This window comes from Lactiplantibacillus daoliensis (assembly GCF_005405005.1).
GTDB classification, from domain to species: domain Bacteria; phylum Bacillota; class Bacilli; order Lactobacillales; family Lactobacillaceae; genus Lactiplantibacillus; species Lactiplantibacillus daoliensis.
Genome location: NZ_BJDH01000006.1, coordinates 146,594 through 162,970, shown reverse-complemented (window position 1 = coordinate 162,970; position 16,377 = coordinate 146,594). Strand labels below are relative to the sequence as shown.

At 42.5% G+C, this 16,377-nt stretch carries 16 protein-coding genes; 5 read left to right on the top strand and 11 right to left on the bottom strand.

What is annotated here, in order from left to right; genetic code table 11:
• Positions 1 to 396 precede the first annotated feature (396 nt).
• Positions 397 to 2,133, bottom strand: coding sequence for an MFS transporter (locus tag FFM64_RS09230; RefSeq protein WP_137607723.1), 1,737 nt, complete (start codon positions 2,131 to 2,133; stop codon positions 397 to 399).
• Positions 2,134 to 2,298: 165 nt separating this feature from the next.
• Here FFM64_RS09230 and FFM64_RS09225 point away from each other — a divergent pair, with 165 nt between their 5' ends.
• On the top strand, positions 2,299 to 2,853 hold the full coding sequence (locus FFM64_RS09225; RefSeq protein ID WP_137607722.1) for a TetR/AcrR family transcriptional regulator: 555 nt from the start codon (positions 2,299 to 2,301) through the stop codon (positions 2,851 to 2,853).
• Positions 2,854 to 2,931: 78 nt separating this feature from the next.
• On the opposite strand, the gene FFM64_RS09220 is transcribed toward FFM64_RS09225, so the two are convergent.
• The 6 genes from FFM64_RS09220 to FFM64_RS09195 form a co-directional block, all read right to left on the bottom strand.
• A complete protein-coding gene (locus tag FFM64_RS09220; RefSeq protein ID WP_137607721.1) occupies positions 2,932 to 5,256 on the bottom strand; it encodes an ABC transporter ATP-binding protein/permease in 2,325 nt (774 codons plus the stop codon).
• Between the two features lie 1,076 nt (positions 5,257 to 6,332).
• On the bottom strand, positions 6,333 to 6,551 hold the full coding sequence (locus FFM64_RS09215) for a P8 family protein (protein ID WP_137607720.1): 219 nt from the start codon (positions 6,549 to 6,551) through the stop codon (positions 6,333 to 6,335).
• Positions 6,552 to 6,677: 126 nt separating this feature from the next.
• Entirely contained in the window at positions 6,678 to 7,436 is a 759-nt protein-coding gene (locus FFM64_RS09210) for a matrixin family metalloprotease (protein WP_171000368.1), read from the bottom strand.
• 245 nt (positions 7,437 to 7,681) lie between these two features.
• Positions 7,682 to 8,323: an NAD(P)H-binding protein gene (locus FFM64_RS09205; RefSeq protein ID WP_137607719.1), complete on the bottom strand. Its 642-nt coding sequence runs from the start codon at positions 8,321 to 8,323 to the stop codon at positions 7,682 to 7,684.
• A 14-nt stretch (positions 8,324 to 8,337) separates the two neighbouring features.
• Positions 8,338 to 9,081, bottom strand: coding sequence for an SDR family oxidoreductase (locus FFM64_RS09200; protein ID WP_137607718.1), 744 nt, complete (start codon positions 9,079 to 9,081; stop codon positions 8,338 to 8,340).
• 1 nt (position 9,082) lies between these two features.
• Positions 9,083 to 9,667, bottom strand: coding sequence for a sugar O-acetyltransferase (locus FFM64_RS09195; protein WP_137607785.1), 585 nt, complete (start codon positions 9,665 to 9,667; stop codon positions 9,083 to 9,085).
• A 120-nt stretch (positions 9,668 to 9,787) separates the two neighbouring features.
• On the opposite strand from FFM64_RS09195, the gene FFM64_RS09190 reads away from it, so the two are divergent.
• The 3 genes from FFM64_RS09190 to FFM64_RS09180 all read left to right on the top strand — a co-directional run bounded on the left by FFM64_RS09190 (position 9,788) and on the right by FFM64_RS09180 (position 13,164).
• The gene (locus FFM64_RS09190; protein WP_137607717.1) at positions 9,788 to 10,660 is read left to right on the top strand and encodes a LysR family transcriptional regulator; all 873 of its coding nucleotides are present in this window, start codon (positions 9,788 to 9,790) and stop codon (positions 10,658 to 10,660) included.
• 283 nt (positions 10,661 to 10,943) lie between these two features.
• Positions 10,944 to 11,318, top strand: coding sequence for an MORN repeat-containing protein (locus FFM64_RS09185; protein ID WP_137607716.1), 375 nt, complete (start codon positions 10,944 to 10,946; stop codon positions 11,316 to 11,318).
• Complete coding sequence (locus tag FFM64_RS09180; RefSeq protein ID WP_137607715.1) at positions 11,308 to 13,164, top strand: acyltransferase family protein; 1,857 nt, start codon at positions 11,308 to 11,310, stop codon at positions 13,162 to 13,164. Before FFM64_RS09185 ends, FFM64_RS09180 begins: the two co-directional genes overlap by 11 nt.
• A 72-nt stretch (positions 13,165 to 13,236) precedes the next feature.
• Here FFM64_RS09180 and FFM64_RS09175 read toward each other — a convergent pair whose 3' ends face one another.
• The 4 genes from FFM64_RS09175 to FFM64_RS09160 all read right to left on the bottom strand — a co-directional run bounded on the left by FFM64_RS09175 (position 13,237) and on the right by FFM64_RS09160 (position 15,231).
• Positions 13,237 to 13,851, bottom strand: a complete 615-nt coding sequence (locus FFM64_RS09175; RefSeq protein ID WP_137607714.1) for a helix-turn-helix transcriptional regulator — start codon at positions 13,849 to 13,851, stop codon at positions 13,237 to 13,239.
• Positions 13,852 to 14,007: 156 nt separating this feature from the next.
• Complete coding sequence (locus tag FFM64_RS09170; RefSeq protein ID WP_137607713.1) at positions 14,008 to 14,442, bottom strand: type II TA system antitoxin MqsA family protein; 435 nt, start codon at positions 14,440 to 14,442, stop codon at positions 14,008 to 14,010.
• Positions 14,443 to 14,446: 4 nt separating this feature from the next.
• Complete coding sequence (locus FFM64_RS09165) at positions 14,447 to 14,725, bottom strand: type II toxin-antitoxin system MqsR family toxin (RefSeq protein ID WP_223876941.1); 279 nt, start codon at positions 14,723 to 14,725, stop codon at positions 14,447 to 14,449.
• A 140-nt stretch (positions 14,726 to 14,865) separates the two neighbouring features.
• Positions 14,866 to 15,231 carry a hypothetical protein gene (locus tag FFM64_RS09160; protein ID WP_137607712.1) on the bottom strand — a complete coding sequence of 122 codons (366 nt, stop codon included), beginning with the start codon at positions 15,229 to 15,231 and terminating at the stop codon, positions 14,866 to 14,868.
• A 248-nt stretch (positions 15,232 to 15,479) separates the two neighbouring features.
• On the opposite strand from FFM64_RS09160, the gene scrK reads away from it, so the two are divergent.
• Positions 15,480 to 16,352, top strand: coding sequence for a fructokinase ScrK (gene scrK / locus FFM64_RS09155; RefSeq protein WP_137607711.1), 873 nt, complete (start codon positions 15,480 to 15,482; stop codon positions 16,350 to 16,352).
• Positions 16,353 to 16,377 lie beyond the last annotated feature (25 nt).

The window sequence follows — 16,377 nt, the reverse complement described above, 5'->3', positions numbered from 1 at the left end:
GACTTAAAAATTTATTTGCAAAAAATTTAGTTAATGGTCTATTTTACAAGTTGCATACAATTTGATTCGATTTATTAATAGCACTTTAGTTATTAAAGCAGCATTAAACTGCTGACATCAGTATGATTTACAATCATTTAATTAAGCCACCATTAGTTAAAAATTGCTCTTTTCCACTACCAATTTCAGACTAAAATTCGTTATTATCCGAATCGGTACAGTTTATATTCAGTGACATTTTTTGATCAGAACGGTTTAACTAGCCTAATTAATCTGAAATATAATTCATATTAATGATAGTTCATACAATATAGCTCTTTTGTGTCAATATATAATTTAATGCAGTTCGTTGTATCCTTCTAAAAAAACAGCCCTCACGGCTGTTTTTTGACCACGCTACTCACGAAACTTAAACGTTGCAACCACTAGTATCGACAGCAAAGCCAATGGAATAATAACCTGTAGTGTCTTTAGAAAGGCGTCATTTAAATTGCGTGTTAAGTGGTGTTGAATACGCTGAACGCCTAATCTTAATTGTTGATTGGTCGTCCGCACTTTTTTATCAATCGTCTGATTAACGGCAATTGCGACCGTAGCTTGAACCTGTTGACGTTGTTTAGTTGGAATCATGGTCACGGGAATGTGATGCAGCATCGCCACTTTGCCCAATTCCACTTGAGTCGATTTCTGAATAAGTTGTTCGCGCTTGTTATTCGAAATCGTAACCCCCTTAAACACGACATGGCGATTAACTTGGCTGTTACTATTGCTCGACTGATCGAATTTATGCGTCAACTTTTGATTTGCTTGTGTCTTAACGGCTTGGGCGACATCTAAGCGACTAACAATTTGTCGACTAGCCGTTAACGTCTGTTCTTTAGCGGTTTGCACATTATTGCTCAATAATGACATAAAGACCGCAATTGACAAGATCATCCCAACTTGTCGCAAGACATTGGCAACACTTTGAGAATCAGTTAATTTAATCCCATGAAAATCAGCAACTACCAAAATATTCACCGTGGCAGCAACTAACCCGTAACCGATACCCAAGCAAATCTCACCAACATAGAGTTTGGTATACTGATTGGTCACTGGCAACTGTGTAATTAACCAATAACTTCCGGCAATCATTGCAAAACCAGCACCTACTAAAAACTTGTTATTTAACCGTTTGACCAATAGCGAAGTTAAAATTACCGACAACATGACAGCAACTGAATATGGCGTAATTTTCAGAGCAGCACTAAGCTCATCTTCGCCATGCACCTTAGTCAATAACGTGGGCATCAATGCAGCAAATGCACCCAAGAAGAAATTGCACAAAACCAATGCTAACCCTGAACCATCAAAATTACGACTCTTAAATAAGGACAAGTCAATCATTGGTTCAGCCGTATGCCGTTCATGACTAATAAATCCCACAAATGCTAATAGTGAACCACCGGCCAAGCTTAAAATCGTCAGTGATCTCCAGCCCCAGGTGTAACCCTTAATTAATGCCAGAGACAAGCAGAACAAGGTTGCCATAATCAGGATAGCTCCGAGCCAGTCAATTTTAATAGTCTGAGTAACTTCGTGTTTCAACGGTAATACCGCCACAAAAATGATTAAATCCAAAATAACCAACGGGACATTCATCAAGAAGACCCATCGCCAGCCAAAATACTGTGCAACAAAGCCACCAATACTAGGGCCAAGCGCAACTGCAAGACCTTGAACACCAGCTAACAATGCAACCACTTTGTTTCGATTTTCCTGTGTGCTCAGCTCCAAACCAATTACCATGCTCGTCGGAATAATGCTAGCAGCACCGATACTCTGAATCGCCCGTCCAACTAGCATCCAAGGTAAATCGGGTGCGTTACCAGTTAGTAGTGATCCAAGTCCAAAAACAATTAGGCCACCTAATACCATCCGGTTACGACCGAAACGAACCGCCAAGCGACCTAACGGAATAATCATGGTTGCAAATAAAATAGTGTAGATGTTGAGTGCCCACGATAAATCATTCAGACTGACATTAAAGGCACTTTGAATCTTTGGTAAAACAATGGTCATAATTGAAACATCCATCATACAGAGTAAGTTGCTAATCAATAGTACGGGTAAAACGGTCTTTAATTTGTTCATCGCAATGACCCCCCAGTCAGATTGAAAGTCGATGATTTGCGCAAATCTCGGTTGTCACAGTTGTGACATTTCTTTCAAAGCCTAGTATACTTGGGGCAACAAAAATGTCGAGCCCTTATCGACAAGTGCTACATATCCGTCAATCTGTGACAGGAGGCCAACAACATGGAAGGACACGCCAAGATCGCCAAACAATCTCAATCCTGGGTTATCGACGCTTTTTTCGAACTACTAGTCCAAGAAGACTATGAATCACTGACAGTAAAGGCCATAGCCGACCAAGCACAGCTTTCTCGGCGAACCTTTTATCGCTTCTTTAAAGATAAAACTGCAATTCTAGATTATCTGGACCAACAATTTCTAACCGACTATGCGAAGGCATTACAAATGCTCAACTCAGAAACCGTGACCTTTGATGAAGTTGTGGTGCTTTTCTTCCGCTTTATGTGGGATCGTCGTCACCGACTACGCATACTCATCCGACGTAACCTCTTTATGGCCCGCTTGCCAACGGTGATGGCACAAGCGCCTAAGTTATATAAACACTTTGAAGCCCCTTGGCATCGCGCAGGCAATGCTGAGCAAGTTAAACTACTAATGACTTTTATGTTGGGGGGCTATTGGAGCGTCATCAACGACTGGCTTGCACAGACAGATCCAGTTCCACCAGAAGAATTGGCTAACAACTTGTTACTAACCTTGAAAACACGGCGAGCTTAGATACAATTGTTCAACAACTCAAAAAGCGTGTCGGCAGAAACAAATCCGCTGACACGCTTATTTTATGCTATTAAATTATTATTCTGACCGTAACGCTGTCGCAGCATCCTTTTTCGCAGCCATCCGTGCTGGAATATGACCACCAAGCACCGTTAAAACGGTACTAATGATGATTAGAATAACACCATGCATTGGATTCAAATGCGCCACATTATTCAGCCCAGTCACATTGCTTAAAACGGCATTGATTGGAAACGTCAATAACCAAGCAATCACAACACCAAGCACCCCTGAAGCAACCCCTAAAATCGTGGTTTCAGCGTCAAAGACCCGGGTAATATCTTTCTTCCGAGCCCCTAAGGCCTTTAAAATTCCGATTTCTTTGGTCCGTTCCAAGACAGAAGTGTAGGTGATAATCGCAATCATGATCATACTTGTCACTAATGAAATTCCCGCAAAAGCAATCAAGACATAGGTAATCGCGTCCATCAAGCCACCAGTTAGGCTAGAAACTGTGCCAGCCAAGTCGGTATAAATAATTTTATCGTCCTTGGACTTACCCTGGTTGTATTTGTCCAAATAACTCAAGACTTTATCCTTATTCTTGAAACTATTCGGATAAATCAAAATGCTAGCTGGCGTGCTTGAACCACCCAACGTGCTAATCAAAGTGTCCCGCATATCGGAATCAACTCTCGTCCCAGTCATCACATTCGTATCACTGTCTTTTTGCGCCTTTACAATATCAGAATTTTTATTAGCCTTGATGATATTTTGCGTTAATTTATCACTGTACGCGATACCAGAAGCCAAGACATTGTCAGAATCTTTCGTCTTAGCCCGTAATACCCCGACTACTTTGATAGTTTGGTTATTAGCCTTGTTATACAACGAATCAGTGATTTTATTTGGCAAGTAGTTGCCAGTTGGTAATTTTTGATAGTAGTCATTATTCGTCACAACTTTTAAAGTGGTCCCAACGATTTGACTGAACTTGAATTGATCGCCACTCTTAGCCGAATAACCTAAGTTTTTCAACGCATTGATGTTAACCGTATTATCGCGGTTCGCAATCAAGACAACCTCATTCGCTGAGGTTGGATACTGTCCAGATACGACCTGATAATGTTTCTTCAAAAAGTTAGCATTATCACTAGTTGGGTAAACAGACGTTGCCACACCGGACATACTGCTCATCGCCGCTGACATGGACGTTGCGGTAGAACTCTTACTGTTCTTATTTGAGAACGTAACCGACTTCGTTTTGCCATCGACCTGCCGTAACAGGTTCATGCCAGTACTGTAAGTATACGTCACGTTATTGCTTAAACTAGGTGACATGTTTTTAATATAGGTAAGATAGTCGATTGTTAAATTATTCGTATGCGTTGCTTTGTCCGCTTGACTAACTCGCGCCGTCACTGTTTGGTTGGAAGCTTTAGCCGTCTTAATCTTATCCGATTGCTTCTGCTGCTGTTGCGCAGTCTGTGAGATCGTAATTGGCATTTGAGCCAACGTATTCGTTTGTGTTTTGTTCACTTGGGTTTGAAAGCCAGTCGACAATGATAAGACGACGGCGATCCCGATAATCCCAATACTTGAGGCAAACGCTGTTAGTGCCGTCCGCCCTTTTTTCGTCTTAATATTCGTAAAGGACAACTTCAAAGCAGTCCAATAAGTCATTTTGGTTTTTTGTAATGCAAAATTTTCATTACTGGTTTCTTCATTATAAGGATTCGAATCATGCTGAATCTTGCCATCCGCAAACTCAATAATCCGGCTCGCATATTCGCGGGCCAAATCAGGATTATGCGTCACCATGATGACTAACCGTTCAGCGGATAATTCCTTGATCAGATCCATAATCTGGACACTGGTTTCGGTATCTAACGCGCCGGTTGGTTCGTCACACAATAGGATTTCTGGGTCATTGGCAATCGCCCGCGCAATCGCGACCCGTTGCATCTGACCACCGGATAGCTGGTTCGGCCGTTTGTTCATATGTGGTCCTAAGCCAACTCGTTCAAGCGCCTTAACTGCCTTGGCTTTCTTCTCAGCATTACCAACACCGCTCAGCGTCATGCCCATTTCAACGTTATCTAAAATACTTAGATGACCGATAATATTGTAACTTTGGAAAATGAACCCAACGGAGTTATTCCGATAAGCGTCCCAATCGCTGGCCTTGAAATCTTGGGTAGACTTACCCTTGATAATCAAATCACCAGAATCATAAACATCCAAGCCACCGATGCCATTTAACATGGTCGTCTTCCCAGATCCACTGGGACCCAAGATTGCTACGAATTCCTTTTTCCTAAACGCCACCGAAACGTCATCCAGCGCTTTCGTCACGGAATCACCAACATGGTAATACTTTTTGATATGCTTGAGCTCCAACATTTAAGTTAATTCCTTCCTGTTAATCCTAATTTTTTTAGCGCCAAACTATGGTCACCTCAACACCCAATGCAGCCGACCAGCCATTGAAAATATGCTAGACAAGTAAGCTTACAACTGACTGACATGAATCGGATAACCTTTTATCGTCATTATACTGATATTCCGCAATATCTGAAAAACATAGAACTTGAATTTTAAAATTCTTTTTCTTTTAATCTAAAATAAATACCGTAATCAACATCGAGCATCTTCTATCCACTCTGTTCAGAACTTTCATCTTTATTGAACTAAAGATTGAAGGTATCAAAACTGTTGCCAATGTAATACCGTCAACAACAACAAGAAGCGGCAGTAATCGACTATTTCCCATGACCTAATTATTAACGAGCCGGAGCACTTTGAGAATTTTCAACTTGTAATCTTTGATTATTGACTAAAGGTTGAAAGACTCAAAAACATCACAAATGTCGTGGTACCAGTAACCGTCACATCTAAAGTAGACTTGCCCAAGCTCAGCGCTCCGTCAGTCGAAAGCGGTGTGCTGTGGGGGACGGCGCCAGCCAAAGGACGGTCTGTCGCCTCACTTCAAAGCCGGAAAACCACGTTTTTGAAGTGCCCCGCAAGATCAGTCAGCTAAAAACGCCGACCAATCTTGCCGACACTGCACACCGCTTTCGACTGACTCCGCTAAACGTAATTAACTGATTTATCCCCTCAAAACCACTAACTTAGTTGGAGATTGTTGCTGATAGTATCGGACGTGCAGGTGGTGTTTGACCGGCGTTTCTTGCCGGCCTTACACCACGGACGATCTGGGAGATTTGCGGTTTTTAGCAAAGCTTCTGGGCGAGGTTCAAGACGTTTCTGAGGCTTGAACCGGTCCCTCGTCCGCATGCTATCGGCAGCAACCGGAAGCGGCAGTATGCGGCTATTTTTCACCTCCTGATTATTGATGTGGTGGCGCAGGCCGGAAATTTTCAACTTGCAACCTTTAGTTATTGAAAAAAGCGCAAAAAAAACACGCTGCACAACTGGTAGCGTGTGAATAATTTAATTTTAAGAATTAAGTTGTTTTATTAAGCCTTCAAGAGTTTTTCGACGGCATCCTTTAACTTGCCTTCGTCCATACTCATGTAAGGTGCTACTTCGTCAGACGTCTTAGTCGTATCATGATTGTCATCATCCATGAAATGATTCCAAATAGCATCACGTACAGGTAACTTGGAGTCACTCCAATCAAACACGTCGCTCATTGATTCGTCTAAAATACTAGTCTTTTCAACTGCTGCAGCCATAAAAAACAACTTCCTTTCTTTTATTTGGAACAAGTTCATTATAGTTCAATTTTTGGCAAGTGTTCATATTTTGTTCGTGTTACCAAAAACAGACGATCGATAACGTCGTCTGTTCAAGAAGTGCAACTATTGATAAATCGACTTTAACCCTGCAATATCGCTAGCGGTTAACTGCGAGTGTCCTTGGCTGACTGGATACATTACCGAATTAACATCCGTACTGTGATCCAAGCCAAGCGCATGCCCGAGTTCATGGACCGCCACCGCGTCGCTAAATGCCATTGAATAGTCACCATTCAAACTAGCCTTGGCCTGATTATGACTGGTCGTCCCTTGCCAGTTCATCAACTGATAAATTTTAGGACCGCCTTCGCCTAACTCAATACTCGTTTCACCTTGGGGCATCTTTTTATGATATAACGAAAATTCAATTGAATTACTATTTTTAGGCGCCGTCCCAGCAACTAAATGCACCAACCCAGTCTGATTATAAATCGCAATCGCATCTTTAAAAACCCGCTGTCCGGCCGTTGGCACATCCGAGTCAAAAAAATAATAGTACGTTTTGGACAACGTCACCCCTTGTACAATACTTTCCACGGGCGTGGCATTAGTTGCAGTGGTACTACTACTTTTACGAGTTGCCTGTGCCGTTTGCCGCTGACTCGTTTTAGTCGTTTGACTACTGTTGGTCGTGCTGGAATCAGACACATCCGCGCCCATCAATTTACTACCTAAGTGACCACTCAATGCCGCCGACAATTTAGCTTGCGTATAACTAGCTGCGGCCCATACTTTCGGAACTAACGTTGTTCGATTTTGAAAGCCCCAAATAACCGCTACAATTAGGACAATTGACCATAACAAACGTTTTACAAATTTCACAGCGCAAACTCCTTCATCTGAAATACTAGCTAACCGTAATATCCAAATCCAATTAGGCTTAGTTATACCACAAAAATTCTCTCAATTGGTTTTAGCCGCTCATTCCTTAAAAATCCTTACATCTTTCAGTTACGTAAAAATTCGGAACTAACATTTTTGCGACTCCGAATCGTTGTAACCGAAACGTGCGACAAAAGGGACGGATGTCATCCGCCTTTTGCCGCACGTTCTTCCTATTAACCCACTTAAAACCAGCTTGGCTGATCACCATCTGTATTGGGCTTGTTCAAGCCAATGCTTTCCTTTTGATAAGTGCTTGGGTCTTCAATTACTTTAACAATGAAGTCAGCGACACTAGCACGTGATACTTCCGTTCCTTTAAAGCCATCCGCTAAAGTCGTTGTTTCATAAGAAATTTCTGGCTGATCGGTTAACCAGGCCGGCCGGACTTCCGTGTAAGTCACGCCCGCTGCAACCAATTGTTCTGCCGCTGACCGAAAACCGGGTAAAAAGTAATGAATCGCTTGTTCATTCCAGTCACCAAATTTACCAGTCACTTCATGATGGGCACCCAACGCACTCATAAAAACCAACCGCGTTTGGCCAGTCTGTTGCATAGCCAGTAACAACTGTTTAGTTTGTTCACCTAGGTCCACACCACCCAGATTGGAATAAATCATGTCAACACCAGTCATCGCTTGGCGCAGTTTTTCTGTATCGTTAACATCACCGTCAACCAAAGTAACACGCGAATTGGTCGCATATTGGTTAAGACGCTCAGCTTGCCGCAAGTAAAGCACTAACTCAACTTGGGTCTCGGCTAATAATCGTTCCGTCACTAAGCGAGCAATGGCACCATGTGCGCCCACAATCATAATTTTTTTCACTTTTATTCTCCTATCTACCAAGGTTGGTTAGTTGGGCCAACCGTAAATTCACTAATATTAGTATCAGCCGGTTGATCGATGGCAAAAGCCACCACACTGGCAACTCGTTCTGGCGCAATTTGATACTGATCATAAGTAGTGGCCATGCCTTGCGCGACTTGCTTATCTGTAATTGTTTCAAGTAATTCGGATTTAATCGCTGCCGGATAGATGGTTGCCGTTCGGATATTACTCCCAGCTTGGGCAGATTCCATCCGTAACACTTCCATTAAATCGCGCACGGCCCACTTAGTTGCACCGTAAACCGCACCACCAGGATAAGCTTTTAGACCAGCGACCGAAGAAGTAGTAATAACATGCCCGTGTTTTTGCGCCTTAAAAGTGGGTAAAACGGCCGCAATCCCATTCAGGACCCCTTTAATATTCACATCGATCATCCGATTCCATTCATCCGTTTTGAGTTCAGCTAGCGGCGAATTTGGCATTAAACCAGCATTCAAAAAGATTACATCGACCTTGCCATAAGTGTCTTTGGCAAACTGAACCAGCTTTTGACTATCAACTGGATTGACGACATCCGTCACGCGATAAACGGCTTGCCCACCCGCTTGCTCAATCTTGGCCACTAATTGTTGTAGGTGGCTCTCACGCCGAGCGCCTAATACCAACTTAGCGCCCTTATGTGCCAACAATTCAGCAGTGGCGGCACCAATCCCACTAGAAGCACCCGTAATCACAACGACTTTATTTTTTATCAATTTAATTTTCCTCCAATTTAATTTTTCTAATCTGACGTGCCGGATTCCCGACAACTACCATTTCAGCGGGAACATCCTTCGTGACGATTGCCCCCGCGCCAACAATGGCATGCGCACCAATGGTAATTCCTGGCAAAATAATGGCACCCGCACCGACCCAAGCGCCTTGCTCGATATGAATCGCTTGGGGTTGAACTTGACGCCGGTAACGGGGATCTTCTAAATGATTCACCGTAATCAAACTAACTTTCGGCCCAATCAACACGTCATCGGCTAAATAAATGCCACCCATATCAGTGAACATACAGTCTTGATTGATAAAGACCCGTTCACCAATAAAAATATGTCGGCCAAAGTCACTGTGAAATGGCGCCGAAACTGTACTACTAGCCGGTAAGGGCCGCGCAAAGACTTGATTTAATAGTTTCCGTTGGCCGTCATCAGTGGCCGTCAATTGATTATATTGCGCTAACAAGCGCTTATTTTTACTGACAGTTTGCTCGATAATCGCCCAAGTCGGTGTTTCAACATTGACCGTCTCACCATTGAGAATTCCTTCTAATGTCGCTTGTACTTTGGTTAGCATCACATTTTCTCGACTTTCCTTGGCTTTCAACAAAACCAAGTATAAAGGCGAGTTAAAAACATGTCTAATGCTTATGTAAAATGATAAACTATACATATCAGGTATATGAGGAGTGATCGCATGGAACTACGCGTTTTAGCTTATTTCTTGGCAGTGGTCGACGCAAAAAATATTAGTCGAGCCGCCCGCCAGTTGCACGTTTCTCAACCAACCGTGTCACGACAATTACAAGCGCTAGAGGACGAACTCGGCGTCCCCCTTTTTGAACGCGGGAGTCGGGAGATTCAATTGACGAGCGACGGCCTTTATTTAGCTAATCAAGCTCGCCAAATTACGGCGTTGGTAGACAAAACGCTGACCAATATCCATCAAACGAAAACAATCAGTGGAACGGTACTAATTGGTTGCGGAGAATCACAAATGATGGGCACCGTTGCACAGTCAATCAACACCTTAAAGCATGAACATCCTGGTGTCCAAATCAATTTATTTAGTACTGATGGAAATACCGCAGTCGAACGACTCCAAGCCGGCATTTTTGATTTTGCAATCGTGATGACCCCAATGATGGATCACCGCTACAATTTCATTCGCCTACCTGGAGCCAGTCGCTGGGGGTTACTGCTGCCTAAAAGTTCCCCACTGGCTCGCCAGAAGTCGATCAGCGCTGAACAACTGACTAACATCGACCTGATTGCACCACAACAAAAAGGCATCGATGAACTGTTTGAGAACTGGCTAGGACACAGTACTGATCAGTTTCACATCATTTCAACTTATAATTTGCTCTACAACGCTTCGATCCTAGTTTCAGCCGGTGTCGGTGCCGCATTGTGCTTGGACAACATCATTAATACCAACCACACAGCGCTCACCTTTGTCCCATTAATACCAACTCTCCAATCCATGGCCAGCTTAGTTTGGCTAAAAGGCCGCCCACTCTCAGATGCCGCGTCCGCTTTCTTGAATCAACTTCAAGCAGCCGTTTCGTAGGCTTAACCAAGCGCTTGGAAATTTTCCAAGCGTTTTTTACTGTTTCCAAATATTAGCCGTCATACAATAGACATTGACCTTGGTTAATAAATTTACATTAATAACAGCATTACTAGTTGGTAATCCGTTGACATAATAGTGCTCTTCAGGATTACGGAAATATAAATGTTTAGTTAAGCGAAACCACTGCTCAACTGCTTTTGACATAGCCTGACGCTCAGGTATAATTAAATTAAATTATTTATAATTAATTAACTTTAAGAACGAAAAGGACTGGGAAGAAATGAAAAAACGCTGGTTATTTGAGGGACTAGTGGTGTTGATTCTATTAGTTTTAGCGGCCTTTAGTCTATCAACTTCACACCATCAACAAGCGCACTATACACTTGACCATGAAAAAATTGTTTACAACGGCGGAATGTTAAAAAACAAATTTAATGGTCACGGAAAATTAACTTTAAAGAACAAAGACTATTACGTTGGTAACTTTAAAGATGGCCAATTTTCAGGTCATGGCACGTTTAAGTCACATGAAAAGTGGCAATATCGAGGTAACTTTACAGCTGGTGTTCCTGATGGGAAAGGAACGTTAACGACTGCTAACAAAAAGAATTATCGTGGGGTCTTTAAAAAAGGGGAATTAGTTCATGCGGATTAAATGGTTTAGCTTTGTACGAATTGCTGGCTTAGTTTCAGTATTAACTTATCACTTTTTTAAAAACGCCTATCCTGGTGGTTTTATTGGTGTTGACATCTTCTTTACATTCTCTGGCTTTTTAATTACTGCCTTAATGCTAGATGAATTTGCAAAAACACAGCGTTTTCGATTACTCGCCTTCTATCGGCGTCGCTTCTACCGGATCGTACCACCTTTAGTGCTATCGGTCCTAGTAGTCGTGCCACTCACGTATTTAATTAGTCCCAACTACATTACCGGCCTTGGCAAGCAGATCGCTGCGGCCATTGGATTTACCACCAATTATTTTGAAATTATGACTGGTGGGAGCTATGAATCGAAGTTTATCCCTCACTTATTTGTGCACACTTGGTCACTGGCCGTTGAAATGCACTTCTACCTGATTTGGGGTCTCTTAATTGCCATTTTCACTCAAATTATTCGTCGGTTTGACTTCGACGATGCCAAAAAATCACGGATTTTCCGTCGAAGTGTCGGCATACTTTCATTGATCTTAACCATTGAAAGCTTTACCGCGATGGCTGTCGGTAGTGCTGGTTTAGCAGACTTCTCAAAAGTTTACTTTTCAAGTGTGACTCACAGTTTTCCATTCTTCGTTGGGGCCTTACTTGCCAGTTTCACTGGTATCAAAGATATTCCACGGGCCTTCGATCGCCTCATGGCACGCTCAAATGTGTTTGTCGTCAGTGCCGAACTAATTTTAACGTTTGTGGTCCTAGGGTTACTTGGCTTGCGGATGCAATTTTCAAATCGAGCAACTTACACAGGTGGCATCTTACTCGCCAGTCTCCTTGCCGCTTTAGCAATTATGTTGGCACGTATTCTGCATAACTGTACGCCTAATCGTCAAGAACCACGTTGGGCATCCTTTATCGCCGATATTAGTTACAGCATGTATCTCTACCACTGGCCATTATTTGTGATCTTCTCACAATTAGTCAGTGTTCCGTGGGCCGTTGTGATCACATTGGCTATCGGCGTACCGTTCTCAGCCTTGTCTTACTATATTATTGAACCAATGATTGCCGGTAAACGCCCCCGTGCCCTACATGGTTTCAGCAATGTTCGGCTTCGTGGCTTACAACAAGTTTTCGTTGGCGCCGCCGTCTTACTATTCGCAGTGACCGGCTATACGGCCTACCGTGCGCCGGCCTTGACCGGTCTAGAACGTCAACTTTGGATTGGTGGCATCTATCAGTCAACTGATCAGATGACGACCACCAAGAATGTTGTGATGGCTGCCGTTAAGACGCCGTCGGCTAATGGTCAGACACCTGCTGCTCCGACCAAAGCACCTAAGGGCGTTTCCATTATTGGTGACAGTGTCACACTTGGTACCCGTGATTATCTCGGTAAACACGTTGCTGACAGCACCATTGACGCACAAGGCGAACGGACAATGGACTTGGCCTACAACGTCATGATGACGCAACAAAAGAATCATGTCTTACGCCAAAATGTCGTGATTTGTATCGGGACCAACGCACTGGATGGTTGGCAACAACAGTTGGACAAACTCATTCACGATTTGGAACCAGGTCATCGCTTAATTTTGGTCACCCCTTACGACCAACGGGCTAATCCAAGCTGGAACTCTTCAAAACTAGCCGACTATGAACGCACCTTGCCGGCCAAGTTTAAGTTCATTACCATTGCTGATTGGCAGAAATTGGCCGCACAACATCCAGATGTCTTTAAAGGGACTGATGGCGTCCACTTTGCTGGGCGTGAAAGCGGCGATATTATTTATGCTCAAGCCGTTAATGACGGTTTAAAAGCAGCCGCTAAAACACCGCTTAAAAAATAAGTTAATCACGATTCAACTAAAACACCTCATCAAGAGTTTGGTAATCACCAACTCATGATGAGGTGTTTTTAACTAATTTTTCCGACCAACTTTTGGATGAACTAACGCTGCGAAACAACCACTCAAACTGATAATCAGTATCCATAGTCCTGAGGCTGTATAATACCCGGCCTTATAGCCTGCCGCATTGACGGCTGGTAAAATTCCTTTAAGGCGTAGCGGCCAAACAATCGCAAAATTTAAAACCAACAGCATCACCAAAATAATCATCGCCGGTAACCAATCTCTAGTTTTGACTTGTAATGTTGTCCCCAAAACAATCAAATTAATCAACAGGACTAGCATCAACCAACCACCGACTTGCCAGCCAAAGAAGTGGCTTAAATAAATTAAAAATAACAAACCGATATTCAAATAAGCCGTTACCAACTTGATACGTATACTACGACGGCTCGTCGCCGCTTGGGCTTCATATTGTTTGAGCATACCAAGATCTTCTTTCATTAAGTTATCTAGTGTAATGTCATAGACATCACTAATTTTTACCAGCATTAAAATATCCGGATAACTGCGTTCATTTTCCCAGCTCGAAATGGTCTTCCGTGACACGTGTAGTTTGTCAGCGACCGCTGTTTGGGTCATCTGTTTTTGATGCCGAATCAACTTTAAATTTTCTGAGAACCTCATTTGCCCCACCACCCATAACCAATCATACTAATCACCACCACATCCAGCAAGCTAAGTTACTTAGCAACACTGATATATCAGCATTTTGAACCGTTTTTAGTCATTAAAAAATCAGTCAACTAACTTACCGTTGACTGATCTGATGAAGCATAAAAGCTAATGTTTAATATGCAGATACTGACTAACTTTCTCATTAATCTCCATGGCATGCGTTTCACTATCTTGATTAACAAATGCCATTAAAAATTTAGGATGCATCATTAATGCCTTTAAGAGTTTATTATTAGCTTTAGTTGGGAACGCCCCTGTCTCATATAAAGCAATTGTGTTGGGACTCCATCCCAGTAATTCGGCCAACTCTCGTTGTGTTAACCCAACTTGTGCCCGATAAGTTTTAATTTCCTCTGGCGTAACCAATTTAAACTGCTGTCGATATTGTTTATTAGCTAACTCAACAGCAATATCGTCCAATTGATTGTCAGGAATCAATTGGTTAGAACTAGCATCAAAACGTGCTGGTGCCGTGACAGTATATTCCTGACCATGAATTAAAAACGAATTAGTATAATCTTTGATATAGGTTTTTGACATTTTTTCACCTCATACTCGTAGAAACATGAAAGCTGATAAATTTCACCAAATTATTGACCACGAACTTGAACTTAATATAGTATATCTCACCAAATTGCGTCTCAAATATCCAAAGATACTCACCAGGATAGTCCCAATCCTCAGCTCGTTGTACAAAATCAGTTTCATCAAGTTGTTCAACTATCAGTTTTGCTAGTACCGTCGTAACTGCTCTAGCATGCAGTGCTCGTCGATTTACAAAAATATATTTGTGTTTCTCATCAATGCTTTTAACCTGTGCCACGCAGCAGCTGTATCCATGAATTCTGTCCTCAATAGTTTATTTTCACCCTTTATAATATATACCCTATCACTAGCGTCTGCTACTAATTAGTAGCGAGTTTGTATAAAAAAACTGGAAATAATTAATCTTCAGGTTTTTCCTTATGCCTCTACCTTTTGAAGCTGGTACCCGTTCACTAACAACTGATTGCGGAACCAAGTATTAAACATCGCACCGTACCACACCGCTCCCAATATATTGATGACGAGTTGCACATTGGTACTAAAGAACACTTGAACCAACATGTTAATCGTCATCAATGCCATAAACGGTACCAAGGTTTTCACAATAAAAAATGGCGTCCGATAACGAAAACTAAATAACGCAAAGAACCAAGTGAATAGGAACGCTAGCCAGTTGAATGATCCGCGGACAACTTTGGTGTCCTGCTGACCATTTACCGTTTTGACCAACACTTGATCCTGTTTCACACGACCCTTAAAATTGAACCAATCTGCAAAAGTCATTCTAATGTGCCTTCCCTCTTAAACTGTTTGATAAAAATCCTTGTTATTATAGTAACAGGAATTCAATCATTAAGGCTAGTCAGAAATGCCGATAGTCGGCTTAAGTCATGAGAATTAAAGTAATTCTTGCCCAAAGGCACCTGACCAAAGTCAACACAAATGAGAATCATGATTGACGGCTAGTTTTCATAATGGTATCTTAAGTTATTGAAAGCGATTGCAGATTTTCATAATGGGAGGAATTTATATTGCTAGTAGGAAGTATTGAAGCAGGTGGCACAAAATTCGTTTGTGCCGTGGGTGACGAAGACTACCGTATCAAGGATAGTGTCCATTTTCCAACCACGACACCAGCGGAAACATTGCAACAAGCGATCGATTATTTTAAACAATTTAAGATTGAAGCCTTAGGAATTGCCTCATTTGGACCAATTGAATTACGCAAAAATTCCCCAAAATACGGCTACATCACCTCAACCCCTAAACCCGGTTGGCGTGATACTGACTTTGTTGGCACGCTTAAAAAAGAGCTTAACGTGCCAATGTTCTGGACCACGGACGTGAACGGCTCTGCTTACGGCGAATACGTCATGTCAACCCTAGCCAATGAAAAAATTAACTCGTTAGTCTATTACACCATTGGAACCGGCGTTGGTGCCGGCGCTATCTCTGATGGTAAATTCGTTGGTGGTATGGGCCATCCTGAAATGGGCCATACGTTACTCAAACGCCACCCAGATGATTTAGATTTCAAAGGCGTTTGCCCGTTCCACGGTGATTGTCTTGAAGGCTTAGTCGCAGGACCAACCTTTGATGCGCGGCTCGGTAAACCTGGCAAAGACGTTCCAATAACTGATCACACTTGGGATATCATGGCCTACTATGTTGCTCAAGCCGCCATTCAGTCAACTTTGATTCTACGCCCTGAAAAAATCGTCTTTGGCGGTGGGGTCGTCAGCGAACCCTTCTTAGTAAAAGTTCGCGATCAATTCAAGACACTCTTGAATGATTATGTTGAAGTGCCAGACTTAGACAAATACATCACAATGCCCGTCGTTAAAAACAACGGCTCCGCAACACTTGGTGATTTCGCTTTAGCCATTCGTGAATTACAAAAATAGCTTTAATCGATATCAAAAACAGTTC